The sequence below is a fragment of the Actinoplanes sp. NPDC020271 genome, assembly GCF_044388125.1.
Lineage (GTDB): Bacteria > Actinomycetota > Actinomycetes > Mycobacteriales > Micromonosporaceae > Actinoplanes.
This window is the reverse complement of sequence record NZ_JBIRWQ010000002.1, coordinates 770,810-789,716: the sequence shown is the minus strand read 5'-3', so window position 1 is coordinate 789,716 and position 18,907 is coordinate 770,810. Positions and strand designations below refer to the sequence as shown.

Genomic DNA, 18,907 nt, shown 5'->3' with positions numbered 1-18,907 from the left:
ACCAACATCGCCCGCGCCATACGCCAAGCCAACCGTCGCTCACACGACCTGATCACCGCCGTGACCAGCAGTTACCCGACAACGCAATGACCCTGAAACCCCGCCGCACGGGTTAAAGCACAAGCTTACTGAAGTGCCTGCGTAACTTTGAGCAGATCTTCGGGCGGAAGCCCGCCGAGCCGTCGAGCCGCATTCTCGTTGTCGCAAACCAGTACGTCACCGTGCATGGACCAGTTCCCCCCGCCGTCTTCGAGTAGTTGTCGAGCGGCTTCCACAGCTGTCTCGCGGGGACACGCGGCATTACCGACGGCCAGGAGTGCGTCAGCTACCTGCTCCACCATGTCAGTCATAGAATCGCCGTCCCCCAAGGCGCGCACCAGCAGCAGTAGGCGCTGCGCCGGTGATCCCCGACTGCCCCGTTCGATCAGCCTCTGCGCCTCCGGCCAGGACACGCCAGGTCCGTAGGAGTGTGCCGCGACAGCTGCCACGGCGATGCAACGGCCATCTCCGGGCAAGACCATGAAATCGTGACCCTCCGTCTCGTCGGCCACATGCCAGATCGCCAACGCGAAGTCTCCGGCTCGGGTTCCGAGCCTCAGGACCGGCCACGTACCCGTCCGCTCGATTTCTTCCCACAGATCGCTCATCTGGCCAGAGACGCCCTGCTCGCCGCCGAACAAGGCGTCGAGGAGTTCCTCATCAGCTCCGTCGTACAGCAGGCTTGCCCAGAACTCTCGCCGTGCGAGCAGCCAGGATCCGTCAGACAAGAGTTCCGGTTGCAGCACCTCGGGGTCAATGCCGTCGAGGCTGTTCAAATAGTCGACCGCCTCGTCACGATTCAACATGAAATCATGATCGCAAAGCGGCTACCAAGCCGAACGTCCCCTCTGCCGCCGAGAAGGCTGGCGATGTCGCCGCCCGCGCTCTGCTGCGGGTGGATGTCAAGCCGCCTGTAGCACGCCGCTGTGCGGAAGATCCCTGCCGAGATGGGTCGTCGGCAAGCGATGGGCACGTGGGCGTCGGACCGTCCGAGGACGACGATGCTGCCGACTTCGCCGGCAGGCCCTGCTCGCCCTGGCCCACCTGCGCAACGGCGACACCTACACCTGCCTCGCTGCCGGCTTCGGGGTCGGAACGGCCACGCAGGATGACAAAGGCTCATTGCTACGGTCATTTACAGTTGGGGATGTGTCTCGACTGCCGCGCCGAATCGGCCCCCCGCACCGGCGGACGGCGCGTGCGGCGGGATTCGCCGCTCTGACGGCACTGACCGAGACGCTGAAAATCGTAGCCGGTTACAACGGACCTCCGTCGGCGCTCCAAACGGCCACACTGACGATCACCTGCGTCTTCGCAGGTGTTCTCGGCTACGGCATTGAGCCGGGCGAGCATTCAAAAAAAAACCCGACTAAGCTTTCTTAGCAAGTTATGACTGCTCCGCCTTTGACACGTACGTGTCAGAGGCTCTGACCGTTTACGCATGGCGTGTGTCCGCCTTAGCTGTCATTTCGTCGCCTTGGTGCCGCACCACGGCGGTGCGCGGAAATGCCGGTCATCCTGGCCGGACCGCTCGTGGCCGCGGGTACGCAGAGTGCCAGAAGTTGTGCTCCCCCGGATCAAACAAGCACTGGTTTCGCCTCGCGCCCAGACCCGGGCCACGCTCTGCAATGCGTGGTCCACTACTCCCAGCTGCATGCGTCGATCGATCACAGTTGGTAGCGCTGCTGCGTCGTGCCATGAGCGACCAGACTTGGGTGCGTGGCTACCAAATCCGCGGCTACGCAGGGAGCACCGCCGACGACGTCGGTATTTCGCAGCACGGCGGAAGCTTCCTCGGTTGTTCTGTCGCCGGTTCGCAGGACCAAGGCGTTCCAACCGTTGGTGATGCGGTGCGACGTCCTCTTCTGCTGCGGCCAATGCGCGCCGCCGATGCGGTGGTTACTTTCGGTATACGTGGCCTGTCCGTGCGTCACGTCTCATCCACGGCATCTTCGGCCCGGTCAACTGGACTCAATAGCAAGCGCGGCTCGGATGGCAACGGCGAGGTCGTCGCGTTGCCCTTCGGGAAGGCGCGAATCGGTGGCGCCCCGATCCGGGTACTGGAAGATTCCCGGCCCGCGGCGGTCGGCCGGCAGGTCCGGCATACGCGGCACGATGTGGAAGTGGACGTGCGCGAAGCCCTCCTTCTCAGCGAATTGGACCACGTAGGTCTTGACGCAGCCGGTGACCGTTCGTAGCGCCCGGGAAAGCCGTACCTGCCAGATACCCAGCGTGCCGGCTTCTTTATCGGTCAGGTCGGCGATCGAGGTCACGTGGCGCCGCGGGACCAGGACCAGCCATCCCGGCAAGCTGCTGGTGAAGTCATGCGCCACCCGCCAGCAGTCGTCGCCGGCGATCCGTTCGCGCGGCGGCAGGTCGTCGAACAAGTCGTTGTTCTGGCAGGCGTAGCAGCTCATAACGCAGATCGTAGAAGCGGCGAATCACACTGTCATGCCGCGATCCGCGCTCTAGCGACGATCGCGTCTGTCGCTGTCCGCTCGGCCCGGCTGCCGCCGTTCGACCGGTGGTCGGCTGCAACGGCCCGCCGCCTCGTCCTGCCGATGTACAGACGTTCGGCCGAACCGGGTGTGTCTGACCCCCGCTGACCATGCCGGTGGCTGCCCTGCGGCGACAGGTCGGGGCCGACATGTAGCGGCGGATCACCTGATCTGTAATGATCTTGCCCGTGGCCCTCAGTTTCAGTGGCGACCGCGAAGTACGCCAATTCCCATGCCAGTGTTGCAACTCCACCGTTGACCGCACCTGGGCGCAGTTGGATGACGACGGCCTCACGCGTGCCACGTTTTTTGCAAGTTGCTACCACCACGCCCAGGGCGGCGAGGTCTTTTTCGACGTCATCATCGGCACTTGGGGCACGGGCGACGTCAGTGATCACGTCACCTTCGGTTGCCGATGGGGTGCCGTGGAGGGCCACGATCGACCGATGTGTTCGCTGACAACCGGTGGTGGTGTGTTCGACGACAGCCCGATCTTCGGTACCAAACTGGATCGGCCCGCCGCCTTGAAGAGTCCTCTGCTGCCGGAATTCTGGGGCATGGTCGATTTTCTGCTGCTCAACGACCCGGTCGTCGTGCCGTTCGTGAATTCGCACCAGGCGCGACTCCGCTAGCATCGAAAATCCGCACGTCATCGTAAGACCGTTGACGTCTCCGGCGGCGTCCGCTCATGCCGTGAGTCGCGCGCCACAGCAATTCGGCCGAGTATCAATTCGACGAATCCGAGGCGCACAGGTCCACCTCACCGAAGCCGTTCACCGGGCGGAAACGGACGCGACGTCCGCCGCGATCGTCGGCGAACCGTGCCCAGCCCCGTCCACGATGTACAGGATGCTGGTGGAGACGGACGCCGTGGCCGTCTCGGGCTGACCTTCAGCGCCCGGGTGCGGAGCTGGTGCCGGCGCCGTTCTCACTGGCGTGAGCCGCCGTGCCCGCGCGCTGCCCGACGGCTGACGCGGCGACGTGTCCGGTCAGGTCGAGACATCGCGTCATTCCGGGCCAGGTTCGGCAATGTCCAGGGTGACCTTCGACAGTGGGCAGCCGACGCACGCCAGCACGTAGCCCGCGGCCCGTTGCCGGGGGGTCAGGCAGTTGGGTTCGTTCAGCGCCACGTCGCCGTCGCGCAGGCGCACCATGCAGTCACCGCAGTTACCGACGGTGCAGGAGTACGGCATCGGCAGGCCGGCCGCGAGACCCGCGTCGAGCAGCGTCTGCCCGGGATCGACCACCACCGTGCCGAGCGGCCGGCCGTCCCGTTCGACGGTCATCTCCTGCGGCACCGTCGCCGCTCTCCCGCCGTTCGCCGCGCTGGTGTATCGCTCTCGGTGCACCCGTTCGCCGGGCACGGCGACTTCGGTCAGCACGGCGTGGGCCACCTCCATCAGCGGTTCCGGTCCGCAGAGGTAGTAGTGGGTGCCGTCGGCCGGGGCGCGGCGGCCGAGCCAGCGGCGTACGCCCTCCGCGCCGAGCCGTCCCTCCCGCTCGGTCAGCACGTGGGTGACGGTCAGCCGGCCGGGATTCGCCCGCTCCAGCCGGCTCAGCTCGGCGGCGAAGATGGTGTCCTCGGCGCGGCGGCTGCTGTAGAGCAGGTCGATCCGGCCGTCCGCGGCAGGGTCGGCGAGCCGCGTACGTATCATGCTCATCATCGGGGTGACGCCGCTCCCCGCGGCGATGAGCACGAGCGGGTGCGGTCCGGCGTGGAACGATCCGGACGGTCCGCGTACGGCGAGCCGGTCACCGGCTCGCAGGCCGTGATGCACGTGGCCGGAGAAGTGTCCGCCGTCGACGTGCTTGACGGTGACTTCGAGGTGAGGTGAGCCGGGAGCCGACGAGGCCGAGTAGGGCCGCCGCACCGGCCGGCCGTCGATGTCGGCGATGAGGGTGAAGAACTGGCCCGGCCGGAAGTCGAAGGAGCCCGGCGTCGGGCCGGCGTCCGCCAGTACGAGAGTGACCGTGCTCGGTGTCTCCCGGCGCACCTCGACCACGCGTACCGGTCGCTCGGGAAGGCCGTCGGCGGCCGGTTCGTGGCCGCCCGGCCCGATCTCCTCGTAGCCTTCCCTGCCCAGCCCGGACCGGTAGGCCCGGTTCATCACCCGCCGCAGCAGGCGGCTCATCCCGGGAATCGCCTTGATGGACCGGACCAGTCGTCCGGCGGCCGCCGATTCGCCGGCGAGGTGCGCGCCGGCGATCGCCAGCAGGTCGGGTGCGGTGTCCCGGTCGAGGTGGGTGCCGGGCGACCACAGCCGCGCGCGGGCCATGGCGTCGCTGCCGCTGACTTCGGCGTGCTCGACGTCGATCACCAGCGCCAGATGCGGTGGCATCCCGCGCAGCGCCATCGTCGCGAGCAACGCGGCGTCGTCGGTGATGGCGCCGCGACCGCGGACGTGCAGCACCCCGCTGCGTCCCGGCACGAGCGCGGCGAACGACAGCCGGTCGTCGTGCAGCAGGTTATGCAGCGTGTCGGCGCGCTTGTTGCCCTTACGGTCGGCGAGGACGAGTGTGCGGCCGTCCAGGACGCGCACCACCGCGGGCTGGTCGCCGCGCGGGCTGGTGTCGCTGCCGCCGGTGGAGTCCCAGGTGGACAGGGCGAGGAAGGGTGCTGCGGCCAGGAACTCGGCTATTCCCGGCCCGCACAGGGGACCGGCGTCGTCGGCGAGCGCCGGTGGGCCGGCCGGGGGCGGAGCCGGCGGTTGCCACAGCCGCGACCGCAGGACGGCTTGCGCGCAGTGCACGTACGCCTGCTCGACGCCGACGGTGACGCGCGTGCCTTTGCGTCCGGCTGTCGAGCCGTTGACCCGCAGGACCTCGCCGACGCCCGGTAGGAGGAAGAAGAACGACACCGGCCCGTCCGGCTCGCCCGGCTCGGGCAGGAGGAACGAGATCCGGGTGTCGGAGAGGACCCGGACGAATCCCGGTGTGCCGCCGATGAACGTGGTGCGGCTCGTACCATCGCCGTCGCGGTAGCCGAAGGCCGCGGCCGGGCTCCGGTCCAGGATCGTCCGGCAGCCGGCATCGAGGGCGCTGATCTCCTTCCGCACGATCATCGACGCCGGCCGTCCCACGACCGCCTCCAACCCGGCCGCCGTCGACAGTCGGTTCAGCGTATTATTTTTCCAGCTCACGGCACTATTGTGAGCAATAGCTCAACTCTTTGGCTACTCGCTTTTCGCGTCCCGGGAGGACCACCGCATGCCGCCGGCCGACCGCCGTCTACAGCCACGTCGCAGGCCCCGACAGGTGCGCGCCGAGCTGACCCGGCAACGCATCCTGACTGCCGCTGCTCACGTTTTCGCCGAGCACGGCTACGCCGCCGGGACCACCAACCGCATCGCCGAGCGGGCCCGGATCTCGATCGGCTCGCTGTATCAGTACTTCCCGAACAAGGACGCGATCCTGGCCGCGCTGCTGGTGCGGCACCTCGACCGCGGCGACTGGACCGGTGCCGACGAGGTGGACCTCTCCCCCGGTTCGCTGCCCGCGGCGATCCGCGCGCTGGTCCGCGACGCCATCGAGAACCACCGCGACGACCCGGCCCTGCTGCGCATGATGATCGAGGAGGCCCGGGTCTCGCCGGAACTCGTCGAGGCGATGGAACGCCACGGCCGGAGCCGGGTCGCCCAGGTTCGCGACCTACTGGCCCGCCACCCCGACGTCGGCGTGACCGATCTCGACACCGCGGCCGAGCTGATCGTGACCACGGTCGAACTGAACACCCACAAGCTGATGGCCGCGCCGCAGACCATCCCGGAGGAGGTCTTCGCCGCCGAGCTGGTCGACATGGTGACCCGCTACCTGCACGGCGACCGGTGATCCGCGGCGCGACAGCTCCAGGCCGCAGCCCTCTCGCGGCGAGCGCCTCGTTCAGTCAAGGAGCGCGCTCGTTCTTCGGCCGGGCCGGTAAGAGCGCCTGATGCTGGTGGTGCCGCTCTCAGAACGCGCGGGCCGGACGGGACGGGCTTCCCCGGCGTTCCAGGGCCGTGCGCGACACAGGCGCCGGCGATCACGGTGCGGCCGTCACGGGCTGTGTCCAGGCGGCGGGCCACGAACGGGCCGAGCAGGTGCGGTGCGGTGACGCACGCGCCGAGCACGCCGGCGAGCCGGCCCGGGGCGCCGCTCACGGTGACCATCAGGACGACCGCTGCTACCGCGCCGCCGTCCGCTGACCTCGCCATCGTCGCCGCCAGGACATAACGAGCAAGATCCGCGCGTACGGCGGAGCCGCGCCCGCCGACACGCACGGACGAGGTGATCATGACGTCAGGTTCGAGGTCGTCATCACCTCGGCCACCCGGGCACGGGCGGCATCGTCCAGTCCTCGCAGCGGGCGGGGCAGGCAGGACCGCTGGGCCAGCCCGAGATACTCGGCGATCGCCGCGGTGACGCGCAGACTGCCGTACTCGGCGAACAAGGCGAACAGCGGAGCGAGACGGGCCGGCGCACCCGGCACCGAGCGGGCGATGGCCAGTGCCGCCGCGGGCAGCGTCCCGCCGACCACTGAGTACCAGAGGTCGCACCCGGACACGAGCCCGCCGGCCGCGTGCACGTCACCGGAGATGCCCACCGCCACCCGATCGGGAAGAAGTTTGCGCAGCTCAGCGACGCGTTCCGGGGTGGCCGGCCCGGGAATTTTGAGCGAGGCGACGTTCGGCAGCGCGGCGATGGCCGCGTACAGCTCGTCGGTGAAGGTCACGTGCGTCGTCCCCGGGTTGTCGTAGACGATCAGCGGCACGGACAGTTCCGCGGCCACGTCCTGGTAGAGCCCGTAGACGTCGTCGGGGGTGAGCGGCTGGTACGTCATCGGGGCGAGCAGCACCGCGGATACACCGGCGGCCTGCGCGTCCGCGGCGTGGGCCAGCACGTGCGAGGTCCGCAGCGCCCCGATCCCGGCGAAGACCGGAGTCGGCCCGGCCGCCGCGACCGCGATCCGGATCGCACGGGACCGTTCGGTGGCCTCGAGATACGGATACGACCCGGTCGAGCCGAGCGCGGTGATCGAGTCGACACCGGCGCCGGCGAGGCGTCGGATCAGCCCGGCGTAGGACTGCTCGTCGAGGCGGTCCCCGGCGAGTGGGGTGAGCGGGAAGGCATTGAGGCCGGTGAACCTGGAGTCGATCACCCCACGGACGCTACCAGCTTTGTCCTAGGACATAAAAGTGGTCGCGTGGATCTACACTGTCGGCCGTGTCCGCTCGCGCCGCGCGCCTGCTCTCCCTTCCCTTCGTAGTGCTGGCGTTTCTCCTCCAACTCGTGCTGAAATTCTGGGTCCAGCCGCTGACCTGGCGGATGGACTCGACCGCCGGAAGCCTGGTGGTCGCCGTCGTCGCTTTCGCCGCCACCATGGTCGTCCCGCTGGGCATTTACCTGCTGCTGATCCGGCGAGTCGAGAAGCAGCCCGCCGAGTGGCGAACGGCTTTCTCGGTGGACGCCTTGCCGCGCTGGGCGGGTCGGACGGCGATCCTGATCGCCTGGATAAGCGGCAGCGCGATCCCGGTCGAAGCGACGCCGGGGACGAAAGCCGCCCGTTTGATGGCCCTCGACCCGGTGAACGCCGTCCTCCTGACGTTCGCACTGCTGGGCCTGATCGTCGCCGTCATGATCTCGGTGAGCGGCCGGCCCGCGCTGGAACTGCGCCCGGACGGGATCACGGTGCGCAACCTGCTCCTCCGCAAGCGCACCGGCTGGGGCGGACCGATCAAGATCCGCCCGGAGCGCTTGAACATCGACCGCGACTTCCTGGACTTCACGCTCTGGTACTACTGCGCCTTCCCGGCGGCCCGCGCCACGATCGGCACCGAGACGGGGGCCCGCTCGGTCGAGGAGGCCTACCGGCGGCGGGTGGACTGAAGGATCTTGCCGGCGTCTATGCTCCGCGCTCGTGATGAGAGATCTCGGGTGGCGGTGGACCACGCCGGCCGCCGTGGTTCTGCTGGCCGTCGGCGGGCTCACCGCCTGCCGGAGCGGGACCGCGCCGGCAGGCGCCGCGACGTCTGCGCCGGCCCTGGCAACCCCGTCCCCGGAAGCGACCGCCCCGCCCCTGCCGCGTCCCGGCGCCGGCGCTCCCACCTCGGAGTTCCAGTCCTGGGTGGGCCAGGAGGTGCGCGCCGCCCTGAAGACCGAGACCGAGGGTCTGCTCAGCGGCGACTTCGACAAGTTCGCCGTCGCCGCCCAGCCGGGCAACAAGGCGGTGCTGGCCGAGTTGCAGCGCCGGTTCCGCACCTTGCGGGCGCTGCACGTGACCCGTTTCGATCAGCGGATCGACGCCCAGCCGCACGTCGGCGCCAAGAAGGGCACCTGGCAGGTGGTGCACATCGTCAACCACTGCTTCGTGGAGACCGACTGCGCCACCGACGAGGCCGTCTTCGACACCACGTGGGTGGAGACGCCGGACGGCCTGCGGCTGGCCGGCTTCCCGCGGCATGACCGCAAGTCGCCGTGCTGGTCCTGCGCCGACTACGGATCGCTGCCGCTGAGCCGCCCCTGGGAGACCACCGAGCTGGTGGCGCAGGCCGGCGCTCGCACGCTGGTCGCGGTACCGCCGAAGTACCGGAGCCGGCTCGCCGACCTGTCGCGGCGCGCGGAGAAGGCCGCCGCGGTCGCCGACCGGTACGCCGTCGGCGACGGCAAACCCGACCGTTACCAGGTCTATGTCGCCGACGACGCCTCGTGGCAGCGCTGGTACGACGGCAAACCCGGCACCTGGGTCGCCGGCCAGGCGTTCCCCACCGGGCCGAACCGGATCGAGGTCGAGGTGCACGAGTCCGAGCTGACCGCCGACTTCTCCGACGAGTTGCTCACCCACGAGCTGGCGCACGTGGCCACCCTGCGCGACGACACCTATTACGGCCGCGACGACGTCTGGTTCCTGGTCGAGGGCATGGCCGACTTCGTGCAGCGGCAGCGGCCGGGCGTGACGAACTACCGCAAACGGTACGCCCTGGGCAGTCTGCTGAGGCAGGGCCCGCTGCGCTCGGTCGCGGTCAAGCCTCCGGGTGACCACGCCGGCCTGACCGACGCGGACAGCCGTTACGCCGTCGGCTTCTACACGCTGACCTTCCTGTTCGAGAAGTACGGCAAGGCCAGGACGTTGCAGTTCTTCCAGGGCGCGGTCCAGTACGGGATCGGGCTGGACAGCGCGGCGCAGACCGCGTTCGGCAAGCGGTGGTCCGTGGTCGACAAGGAGTGCACGGCGTACGTCCGGGGGCTCTGAGCCGCTCATTGATCGGCCGGATCGGCCGATCAGGGCAATATGAGTGTCGGGTTCCGGGCGCGGCCACAAGGCCGGCCGATGGAGCTGCTCGCGCACGCCTTCGACCGCAGCCCGGTCCCGAAGCTGGTGCTGAGCCTCGCCCCGGACGACTGCGGTCGGTTCACCGCGGTCAACGACGCCTTCTGCGACCTGGTCGGCTGGTCCCGCGACGAGTTGCTCGGCCAGCCGGCCCTGATGCTGCTGGACTCGGACCGGCTGGGGCCGGTCACCGCACTGGCCGAGGCGATGGTCCGCGGTGACCTGACCGTCATGGCGATGGAGCGGATCCTGATCCGCCGCGACGGCTCGCGGGTCTGGACAGTCAGCCAGAACCTGCTGGTCCACGACCGGGACGGCCTGCCGTTCCTGTTCGCCGAGATCGTCGAGAGCAGCGGGCGGCAGGTCCTCGCCGACAGCGAGGCGCGTTTCCGGACGCTGGTCGACTCGTCGCCGATCGGGATGGCGGTGCTCGACACCGACGGCGCCTGGCTGCGGGTGAATCCGGCGGTCTCGGCGATGCTCGGCCGGACCGGTCCCGAGCTGGCCGCGCTGACCCTGGCCGACGTCACGCACCCGGACGACCGGACGAGTTGCGCCGCGATGCTGCGCGACATGGCGAGCGGGCGAAGAACCACGTTCGAGGGCGATTTCCGGTACGTGGGCAAGGACGGTCACCGCCTCTGGTGCCGCTTGACCGTCACGCCGCTGGCCTCGGAGTCCGGCACCCCGATGCGCCTCCTGGCCCAGCTGGCCGACGTCTCCACCGAACGCCGCAACCAGGAACGGCTGAGCACCACGATCGCCGTGCAACGGGAGATCGGCACGGTGACCGACCGGGACGCCCTGCTCCGGCTGATCGCCGATCGCACCCTGCAGGTGCTGCCGTCGGGCACGGTCGCGTCGGTGCATCTGCTGGATCCGGCGGCCACGGTGCTGCGCCCGGCCGCCACGGCAGGGCATCCGCTGCCGGAGTTGCCGGTCGCCCGGTCGCTGGCCGGGCTCACGATCACCAGCGGTCGGACCGCCCGTTCCGACGACACCACGACCGACCCGCGGGTCAACCCGATGATCGCGCGGGTCACCGGCATGCGCTCGATGGTGGTCGCGCCGCTGCGGGCCCCGGACAGTGGCACGTTCGGCGTGCTGATGGTCGGCAGCGACCGGCCGGGCGCGTTCCACGACACCGACGAGCAGCAGCTCGCCCTGCTGGCCGAGGGTCTGAGCGCGGCGCTGCGGCACGCCGACGACGCCGCCCGCAACACCGAGGCGTTGCGGGCGCTGGAGGTCAGCGAGCACCGGTTCCGGCTGATCTTCGACAACTCGCCGCTCGGCCTGACGCTGTGCAGCCTGCGCCCCGAGGACTTCGGGCGCTACCTGCAGGCGAACCCGGCGATGACCGCGATCACCGGGTGGACGCAGGACGAGCTGACCCGGATGACGTTCGCCGAGCTGACCCACCCGGACGACGTGGTGGAGACTCGGCAGCTGGCGAAACGCCTGATCGACCGGGAACTCGACGCCGTCACCGTCGAACGGCGCTACCGGCACCGGGACGGGCACACCATCTGGGTGTCGGTCCGGGTCGCGCTGATCACCGACGAGCAGGACCGGGCCCGGTACGTGGTCAACCAGGTCGAGGACATCACCGCGGCGCACGAGGCGGACGTGCAGTTGCGGCGCACGGCCCGGCTCTTCGAGCTGATCCCGGCCGCGGTGATCGTGCGCGACCTCGACGGCACGATCCGCTGGTGGAACGACGGCGCGACGCGGCTCTACGGCTGGCCGCTCGCCGCGGCTTCCGGCCGGTCCGCCCACCGGCTGCTGCACACCACCTTCCCGTACGGCGGCAGCTTCCCCGACCAGGAGGAGGCGTTGCGCCGCGACGGCTTCTGGAACGGTCAGCTCGACCACATCACGGCGAGCGGCCGTACCGTCAATGTCCTGAGCCGCCAGGTCCTGCACCATCTCGACCCGGATCACGCGCAGGTCCTGGAGGTGAACGCGGACCAGACCGCGGCCCGTGCGGCCGAGGTGGCACTGGCCGAGAGCGAGGAACGGCTGCGCGCCCAGTTCGCGAACACCGGCGTCGGGCAGACCATCTCGGCGCTGGACGGCTCGCTGATCAGCGCGAACCGGGCGTACGCGGCGATGGTCGGCCGCACCGGCGAGCAGCTCGCCGGTCTGCACGACCGGGACCTGCTGCACCCCGAGGACCTGGCCGCGCACCGGGCGCTGCTGGCCGGGTTGTTCGCCGGGGACGCCGAGTCCTACACGACCGAGGCGCGGATCGCGCACAGCGACGGTCACTGGGTGCCGGTCGAGGCGACGATCTCGCTGGTCCGTGACCCGGCCGGCAACCCGAAACTGGTGGTGGGCGTGCTCACCGACATCACCGCCCGGCGCGCCGCCGAGCAGGCGCGCGACGCCGCGTCGGCCGCCCTGGCCGAGCGCAACACCGAGCTGGAGGCGGCCAACCAACTGAAACTCGACATCATCGGGATGCTCGGGCACGAGATCGGCAACCCGCTGACGTCGATCCGGGGCAACGCGGAGATCCTCACCGACGACTGGGCGGCGCTGACCGACGAGCGCCGGGCGCGGGCCATCGACGCGATCGCCCGCCAGGCCGGCACGCTGGACGAGATCGTCCAGGAGGTGCTCGCGATGGTGACCATCGAGTCGGGTCAGATCCGCGCCGACCGGCGGGAGCTGAACCTGCACGAGGAGATCAGCCGGGCGCTGTGGGCGGCCGACGCCACGATCCCGGTCTCCGGGCCGCCCGCGCGGGTGCTCTGCCACCCCGGGCACCTGCAGCAGATCCTGGTGAACCTGCTCTCGAACGCCCGCAAGTACGGCGGCGGCGCCACCGCGGTCCGGGTCGCCGTCACCCCGTCGCACGTCGAGGTGGCGGTCGAGGACGACGGGCCCGGTGTCCCGGAGGAGTTCCGGGACCGTCTCTTCGAGCGGCTGGCCCGCGCCGACCGCGACGCGACCTCGGTGAAGGGCACGGGCCTGGGCCTCTACATCGTCCGCGGGCTGGCGCAGGCCAACCACGGGGACATCCGGCACGAGCCGAGCCCGTCGGGCGGCTCGCGGTTCGTCATTTCGCTGGAATCACCAGGACCTGACCGGGAATGATCCGGTCCGGGTTGGTGAGGATCGCCCCGTTCAGCTTGAAGATCTCCGGCCACCGGTTGCCGTTGCCGAGCAGCGCCTTGGCGATCCCGAAGAGCGTGTCGCCCTTCTTGACCGTGTAGATCCGCGGGATCGGGCCGACCGGCGACTTCGGCGGCAGGTGCAGCACCTGACCGGGGAAGATCACGTTCGGGTTCTTGATGACGGCCCGGTTCAGCACGAAGATCTGCGGCCACCGTTTGTCGTCGCCGAGCTGCGATTTCGCGATGCCGCTGAGGGTGTCGCCTTTCTTCACCGTGTACGTCGTGGGCTGCGGCGGCTGCTGCGTCGGCGGCTGCTGCGTCGTGCCACCGGACAGCACGCCGGCGAAGCGCAGCAGGTCGGCCAGCTCGAACGTGCCCGGCTTGGCCGAGGTCAGCGACGGTGCCCAGCCCGGCTGCGCCAGGATCGAGTCCTGACTGCGCCGGATCAGTCCGATCAGCACCTCGGCGACGAGGGTGCTGCCGACCGGGCCGAGCCGCTGCCCGCCGTGGGCGTGGCTGGCCTCGGCGAGGACGTAGTACCACAACGGCGTACGCGACTCGAAGCCACCGGCCTGCAACGCGGTCATCTGCTGCGGGCTGCCCGCCGCGGCGAGCACCTCGTCCTTGGTCATCACCGGCAGCCCGAGGTGCTGGGCGAGGGCCTGACCGGTGGGCAGCCGCAGGCGGTAGCCGCGCAGCAGGTTGCGCACCGGCAACCGGCCGGCGTCCGGCGGGCTCTCCGGCGTCCCGTCGACCTTGCGCAGGGCGAACAGCGCCTTGTCACCGACGGCGGCGACGTTGGTGTCGAGCTTGCGGGCGTGCATGACGTCCGTGCCGCCGATGATGTTCTCCCACTCGATGATCCAGTTGTCCGGGAGCGTCGGGTTGGCCGGGCCGCCCACCTGCCCGCCGAGCGCCGTGAACGAGAAGAGCAGCTCCAGGGTGGCCGGGATCCCGCCGGGCCGGGTGTTGAAGTTCAGGTTGAAGTCGTACTTGGCCCGGACCATCGTGTGGCCCAGCCGGTAGCCGGCGACCGAGAACTCCAGCGGCATCCGCAGTGGCTCGGCCGTGTAGTCGAACCACTTGTTGCCGTGATCGACGATGTCGTCCACGACGGCCGGCTCGGCGATCCGCTTCAGGAAGTCGTGCACCACGACGTGCTGGTAGTGCTGGCGCAGGATCCGGCTCGCCTCGCCGAACGAGAAGCCCTGGTCGACAAGCTTGTTGTGCGCCTTGAGGAACGCCACGTGCATCTGGGCGATGATCAGGTTCTCGTCGTTGCGCGGGTCGCCGGTCAGGGCCGCGCGGTCGTGCTCGACGTCCGCCGACTCCGGCTCGCGCGGCAGGTCGTTGTCGTCGCCCTTGCCCGGCGGGCGCAGCACCGGCTTGGCCGTGCCGTTGAGCGGGTGGACCTTGCCGAGCAGCATCCTCGCGACGTTCGCCGGGTCCCGCGGGGCCGGTGCGCCGTAGACGCTGTCCAGGTCGAGCTCGCCGGTGCGCAGGTTGCGCAGTGCGGTGCGGATCTCGGTGAGCGACAGCGGTGTCATGTCCGGGTGCAGCAGCTGGTCCATGGTCGCCGACGCACCGGACTCGAGCGTGATGTCGTGGTCGACGAACTGCCCGAAGTACGTGTAGGCGGCCGGGATCGGGCTGTCCTCGCCGGATACGTCGGTGTCGACCATGGACGCGCCGAGGTTCTTCAGCAACTCGGGTGTGTTGCCGGCTTCGGGCAGGAGGTTCGCCTCGTCCTCCTGCAGGGTCGGGAACAGGAAGTCGAAGTGGTGCGTGTCGGTCGGTGGGGTCACCGCGAAGTACGCCGGTGACCGGGCGCTGAACGCGGCGAGTTCGCCGGCGGCGCGCTTGAGTTCTTCCTCGGTGACGATTCGTCCGTGCAGGAGACGCGGCATGGCCGCCCCCTTCCCCTTCGGAGGTGCGTGACCGTGCGGGTGTGATGTCGCGACGCCACACCATAGGCCCGGTTTCCGGATACATTGAGTCGCGAAATAGACAATTGGAAATGGTCAGACATTCGCGACATTGATCGACCGGCTCGGCACTCCTGCAACAAACCTGCAAATGAGAATCGTTGACTCGCCTCTTCCCGTGGTGGGAGATTCGGTCACGGCACCACTTCCGTTCCCCCGGTACCGCCGGCTTGTTCATCCCCTTAATCCGGGCCTCGGCGCAGGTCAGAGCTACGCCGCCAGGCAAATGCCCGCACATTAATTCGCAGCGCCCGGAATTGCCGGCGGGATCTCTTTCCGACAGGGAGAAAATCGCATGGCACCATCCGTACGCCCTCGTCGCCGCCGCCGGCTCGCCGGCGCGGCCGCCCTGGCCGCCCTGGTCACCGCCGGGCTCGCCGTGACCGTGGCGACCGCCGAGGCCGCCACCCTGTTCAGCGCCGACTTCGAGTCCGGTTCGACGAGCGGCTGGTCGAAATCGGGCGGCACCTGGTCGGTCGTCACCGACGGCACGCAGGTCCTGCAGCAGTCCGACACCACCAGCGAACGGGCCCGCGAGTTCGCCGGCACCACGTCCTGGACGAACTACGCCGTGCAGGCGCGGGTCAAGGCGACCGCGTTCGGCTCCGGCAGCGGGGTGGTCGCGCTGACGGCCCGGGCCGCCGGGGCGACCAAGATGTACCGGCTGTCGCTGACCGGCAGCAACAAAGTGCAGCTGGAGGCAATGAACGGCAGCGCGATCACCGTCCTGGCCAGTCTGAGTCAGACGATCTCGACCGGCACGTTCTACACGCTGAGACTGACCGTGAACGGGACGACGATCAGCGGTTCGGTCAACGGCACGAGCGTCGGCAGCGCCACCGACTCGTCGATCTCCAGCGGGCGGATCGGGCTGCTCACCGAGTACGCGTCGGGCCGCTTCGACGACATCGTGGTGGACGACAGCGGCTCGACGACGCCGACCAGCTCGCCGACCTCGTCGCCGTCCTCGTCGCCGTCCTCGTCGCCGTCCGGGCCGGCCTCTCCCGGCCCGTCGACCTCCACGCCGCCCACGACCGGCGCGGTCTACGTCTCCCCCAGCGGGACCGACAGCGCGGCCGGCACGCAGTCGGCGCCGACGTCGCTGACCTCGGCACTGACCCGGATCGCGGCGGGCGGGACGATCTACCTGCGCGGCGGCACCTACAACTACGCACAGACGGTGACCATCGCGGCCGGGAACAACGGGACGGCCGCCGCGCTCAAGACTCTTACGGCGTACCCGGGCGAAGTTCCGGTCCTGAATTTCTCGGCTCAGACGGAGAACTCGGCGAACCGTGGACTCGCCCTCAACGGCAACTTCTGGCACCTGTACGGCATCGTGGTCGAGCACGCCGGCGACAACGGCATCTTCGTCGGCGGCAGCAACAACACCATCGAACGCACGGTGACCAGGTTCAACCGTGACAGCGGCCTGCAGATCTCGCGGATCGCGTCGGACACGCCCAGCTCGCAGTGGCCGTCGAACAACCTGGTGCTCAGTGCCGAGTCACACGACAACGCGGACTCCGACGGCGAGGACGCGGACGGCTTCGCGGCAAAACTGACCGTCGGTACCGGCAACGTGTTCCGTTACGCGGTGTCACACAACAACATCGACGACGGGTGGGATCTCTACACCAAGACCGACACCGGGCCGATCGGACCGGTGACGATCGAGGACTCGCTCTCCTACGGCAACGGCACCCTCACCGACGGCTCGCAGGCCGGCGCCGGTGACCGCAACGGCTACAAGCTCGGCGGCGAGGACATCGCGGTGAACCACGTCGTGCGGCGCAGCATCGCCTACCAGAACGGCAAGCACGGGTTCACCTACAACAGCAACCCGGGCTCACTGACCATCTCGAACAACCTGAGCATCGACAACGGCGAACGCAACTTCAACTTCGACGCCGGTACGTCGGTGTTCCGCAACAACACGTCGTGCCGGTTCAGCAGCGGCACCAACGACCGGATCATCGGCGACTCGGACAGCTCCAACCAGTTCTGGTCGGGCACCAACGGCTCCCGCTGCGCGAACTACAGCGGCGCCCTGGCCTGGTCCTACACCTCGACCGGTGTCCTGGTCGTCACCATCGGCGGCAAGACCGTCTCCTGGTAACCCGCCGGCGACCCGGGCCGGTGCGGACGTCCGCACCGGCCCGGCCCGCGTCAGGACTTGCCCGGCAGCTTGATGATCTCGGTCGCGGCCGGGGCCTTGATCTCCGGGAATTCCGCACCGAACTCGGAGAACGTGATGTCCGCGCCGTCCGAGTCGGTCGCCTTCAGCGGCAGCGGCTCGCCGGTCGTGGCCACGTAGATCTTGCCCGCGCCCTTCGAGTCGTTCAGGACGACGGCCGGCTTGCCGTCGAGCTGCGTGACGTCGCCCTTGGTCAGCTCGCCGGACGGGTTCAGCAGCTCCTTGAGGCCGAACCCGTCGGTCATGTCCGAGAACGTGGTGTCGTCGGCGCTCGGCTTCATCCACGACTTGGCGAGGATGTCGGCCGAGACCTTGGGCAGCTTGACGCCGGCCGACTCGAGGAATTTCGGGTCCGCCTTGACGTAGGACTGACCGTCGAAGGCCAGGATCTCCAGCTTCATCCCGCTCATGCTGATCGTGGCCAGCAGGTTCTTACCGGATTCCTTCAGGTCGATGGCCATGCTCGCCCCGTCCTGCTTGGCCGTGCCGGCGGCGTGGAACGACTTCGCGTCGGTGACCGCCTTCTCGGCGCGGGCCAGGATCTCGGCCGCGGACAGGTCCGCGATCCCGTTACCGGTCGACGTGGAGGCGGCGGCCGAGGCGCCGGGGGCGGCCGGAGCGCTGGTGGTGGTCTGGTCGCCGCACCCGGCGAGCAGCATGACTCCGGCGGCGGCGACGACGGCCGGCTTGATGACGTTCATGATGGGTCTTTCCCCCGTGATGGTGGTGAGCGGGGAACTCTAACGCCCCTACCGATCATGGGAAAGCTCCTTTTCCACAACATTCCGGCAACGGCGCTCACGTTGTGACAGAACCCACCGCCGCGGGACGGCGAGCCGGCTCACGGCGTACGCAAGCAGTGATTTTCGGTTTGTGGGCAGTGGCGCGAGAAACGGCGGCTTTCGATCTCTCGCCGCGCGCGTCTCTCACCGCCGACGCCGCGGGAGCGGTTATGGTGCTGCGATGCAGCGCACCGCACTGGTCACCGGAGCGTCTTCGGGAATCGGCCTCGCCACCGCCACCACGCTGGCCCGGCGCGGCTACCGGGTGCTCGGCACCAGCCGGCATCCGGAGTCGATCACCACACGCGTCGCCGGCGTCGAGTACGTCGCGCTGGACCTGACGTCGGACGACTCGATCGACGACCTGGGCGTGCTCCTGAAGGACGTCGACGTCCTGGTCAACAACGCCGGGGAGAGCCAGTCCGGCCCCCTGGAGGAGCTGCCGATGGACGCCTTGCGACGGTTGTTCCAGGTGAACGTGCTCGGCCCGGTGCGGCTGGCCCAGCTCGCGCTGCCCGGGATGCGCGAGCGCGGTTACGGCCGGGTCGTCATGATCGGGTCGATGCTGGCGTCGTTCCCGCTCTCCTACCGCTCGTCCTACGTCGCGTCGAAGGCGGCGATCAAGGGCTTCGCCAGCGGCGCCCGGCACGAGTACTCGCCGTACGGTGTCTGGCTCACCACCGTCGAACCGGGCTCGATCAGCACCGGGATCAGCGAGCGCCGCACGCAGTACGTCACTCCCGGCTCGCCGCACGGGCCGGAGTTCCAGCGGATGCTGACCGCTCTTGATCGCAACGAGAAGGACGGCACCTCGCCCGAGCGCGTCGCCGCGACCATCGTCACCGCCATCGAGGCGGAGAAACCGAAGCAGCGGTACGCCGTCGGCAGCAACGCCCCGTTCGCCTTCGCCATGCAGCGTCTCGCGCCGGTCCGGCTGGTGGAAAAGATCACTCACCGTAAGCACGACCTGAGCCGGTAAGCTCA

At 69.2% G+C, this 18,907-nt stretch carries 14 protein-coding genes and 1 pseudogene; 8 read left to right on the top strand and 7 right to left on the bottom strand.

What is annotated here, in order from left to right; translation table 11 throughout:
* Window positions 1-125 precede the first annotated feature (125 nt).
* A complete protein-coding gene (locus ACH442_RS07355; protein WP_396337069.1) occupies window positions 126-845 on the bottom strand; it encodes a hypothetical protein in 720 nt (239 codons plus the stop codon).
* Between the two features lie 166 nt (window positions 846-1,011).
* On the opposite strand from ACH442_RS07355, the pseudogene ACH442_RS07350 reads away from it, so the two are divergent.
* A pseudogene (locus tag ACH442_RS07350) lies at window positions 1,012-1,143 on the top strand (transposase family protein); the annotation flags it as partial.
* Between the two features lie 563 nt (window positions 1,144-1,706).
* Here the strand turns inward: ACH442_RS07350 and ACH442_RS07345 are convergent.
* Window positions 1,707-1,973 (bottom strand): hypothetical protein, encoded by a 267-nt coding sequence (locus ACH442_RS07345; RefSeq protein WP_396337068.1) that lies wholly within the window; start codon window positions 1,971-1,973, stop codon window positions 1,707-1,709.
* Window positions 1,974-2,000: 27 nt separating this feature from the next.
* On the bottom strand, window positions 2,001-2,456 hold the full coding sequence (locus ACH442_RS07340; RefSeq protein WP_396337067.1) for an HIT family protein: 456 nt from the start codon (window positions 2,454-2,456) through the stop codon (window positions 2,001-2,003).
* A gap of 269 nt (window positions 2,457-2,725) precedes the next feature.
* Between ACH442_RS07340 and ACH442_RS07335 the strand changes: the two genes are divergently transcribed.
* Window positions 2,726-3,169: a hypothetical protein gene (locus ACH442_RS07335; RefSeq protein ID WP_396337066.1), complete on the top strand. Its 444-nt coding sequence runs from the start codon at window positions 2,726-2,728 to the stop codon at window positions 3,167-3,169.
* A gap of 375 nt (window positions 3,170-3,544) precedes the next feature.
* Here the strand turns inward: ACH442_RS07335 and ACH442_RS07330 are convergent, their stop codons facing one another.
* The gene (locus tag ACH442_RS07330) at window positions 3,545-5,677 is read right to left on the bottom strand and encodes a 2Fe-2S iron-sulfur cluster-binding protein (protein WP_396337065.1); all 2,133 of its coding nucleotides are present in this window, start codon (window positions 5,675-5,677) and stop codon (window positions 3,545-3,547) included.
* Between the two features lie 115 nt (window positions 5,678-5,792).
* Between ACH442_RS07330 and ACH442_RS07325 the strand changes: the two genes are divergently transcribed.
* Window positions 5,793-6,365 (top strand): TetR/AcrR family transcriptional regulator, encoded by a 573-nt coding sequence (locus ACH442_RS07325; protein WP_396337064.1) that lies wholly within the window; start codon window positions 5,793-5,795, stop codon window positions 6,363-6,365.
* Between the two features lie 439 nt (window positions 6,366-6,804).
* Here the strand turns inward: ACH442_RS07325 and ACH442_RS07320 are convergent, their stop codons facing one another.
* A complete protein-coding gene (locus tag ACH442_RS07320) occupies window positions 6,805-7,671 on the bottom strand; it encodes a dihydrodipicolinate synthase family protein (RefSeq protein WP_396337063.1) in 867 nt (288 codons plus the stop codon).
* A gap of 65 nt (window positions 7,672-7,736) precedes the next feature.
* Between ACH442_RS07320 and ACH442_RS07315 the strand changes: the two genes are divergently transcribed.
* The 3 genes from ACH442_RS07315 (at window position 7,737) to ACH442_RS07305 (ending at window position 12,939) form a co-directional block, all read left to right on the top strand.
* On the top strand, window positions 7,737-8,399 hold the full coding sequence (locus tag ACH442_RS07315; RefSeq protein ID WP_396337062.1) for a hypothetical protein: 663 nt from the start codon (window positions 7,737-7,739) through the stop codon (window positions 8,397-8,399).
* A 31-nt stretch (window positions 8,400-8,430) separates the two neighbouring features.
* Window positions 8,431-9,762, top strand: coding sequence for a hypothetical protein (locus ACH442_RS07310; protein ID WP_396337061.1), 1,332 nt, complete (start codon window positions 8,431-8,433; stop codon window positions 9,760-9,762).
* Between the two features lie 78 nt (window positions 9,763-9,840).
* A complete protein-coding gene (locus tag ACH442_RS07305; RefSeq protein WP_396337060.1) occupies window positions 9,841-12,939 on the top strand; it encodes a PAS domain S-box protein in 3,099 nt (1,032 codons plus the stop codon).
* Here ACH442_RS07305 and ACH442_RS07300 read toward each other — a convergent pair.
* On the bottom strand, window positions 12,902-14,866 hold the full coding sequence (locus ACH442_RS07300; protein ID WP_396337059.1) for a LysM peptidoglycan-binding domain-containing protein: 1,965 nt from the start codon (window positions 14,864-14,866) through the stop codon (window positions 12,902-12,904). The two genes, ACH442_RS07305 and ACH442_RS07300, sit on opposite strands and share 38 nt — an antisense overlap.
* A gap of 373 nt (window positions 14,867-15,239) precedes the next feature.
* Between ACH442_RS07300 and ACH442_RS07295 the strand changes: the two genes are divergently transcribed.
* A complete protein-coding gene (locus ACH442_RS07295; RefSeq protein WP_396337058.1) occupies window positions 15,240-17,063 on the top strand; it encodes a family 16 glycoside hydrolase in 1,824 nt (607 codons plus the stop codon).
* A 50-nt stretch (window positions 17,064-17,113) separates the two neighbouring features.
* Here the strand turns inward: ACH442_RS07295 and ACH442_RS07290 are convergent, their stop codons facing one another.
* A complete protein-coding gene (locus ACH442_RS07290) occupies window positions 17,114-17,842 on the bottom strand; it encodes a hypothetical protein (RefSeq protein ID WP_396337057.1) in 729 nt (242 codons plus the stop codon).
* A gap of 262 nt (window positions 17,843-18,104) precedes the next feature.
* Between ACH442_RS07290 and ACH442_RS07285 the strand changes: the two genes are divergently transcribed.
* Window positions 18,105-18,902, top strand: coding sequence for an SDR family oxidoreductase (locus tag ACH442_RS07285; RefSeq protein WP_396337056.1), 798 nt, complete (start codon window positions 18,105-18,107; stop codon window positions 18,900-18,902).
* Window positions 18,903-18,907: the final 5 nt, after the last annotated feature.

Coding starts and splice junctions, on each gene's coding strand:
- ACH442_RS07300 (WP_396337059.1), bottom strand. CDS start 14,866: ATGCCGCGTCTCCTGCACGGACGAATCGTCACCGAGGAAGAACTCAAG.
- ACH442_RS07340 (WP_396337067.1), bottom strand. CDS start 2,456: ATGAGCTGCTACGCCTGCCAGAACAACGACTTGTTCGACGACCTGCCG.
- ACH442_RS07285 (WP_396337056.1), top strand. CDS start 18,105: ATGCAGCGCACCGCACTGGTCACCGGAGCGTCTTCGGGAATCGGCCTC.
- ACH442_RS07295 (WP_396337058.1), top strand. CDS start 15,240: ATGGCACCATCCGTACGCCCTCGTCGCCGCCGCCGGCTCGCCGGCGCG.
- ACH442_RS07355 (WP_396337069.1), bottom strand. CDS start 845: ATGTTGAATCGTGACGAGGCGGTCGACTATTTGAACAGCCTCGACGGC.
- ACH442_RS07290 (WP_396337057.1), bottom strand. CDS start 17,842: ATGAACGTCATCAAGCCGGCCGTCGTCGCCGCCGCCGGAGTCATGCTG.
- ACH442_RS07305 (WP_396337060.1), top strand. CDS start 9,841: ATGGAGCTGCTCGCGCACGCCTTCGACCGCAGCCCGGTCCCGAAGCTG.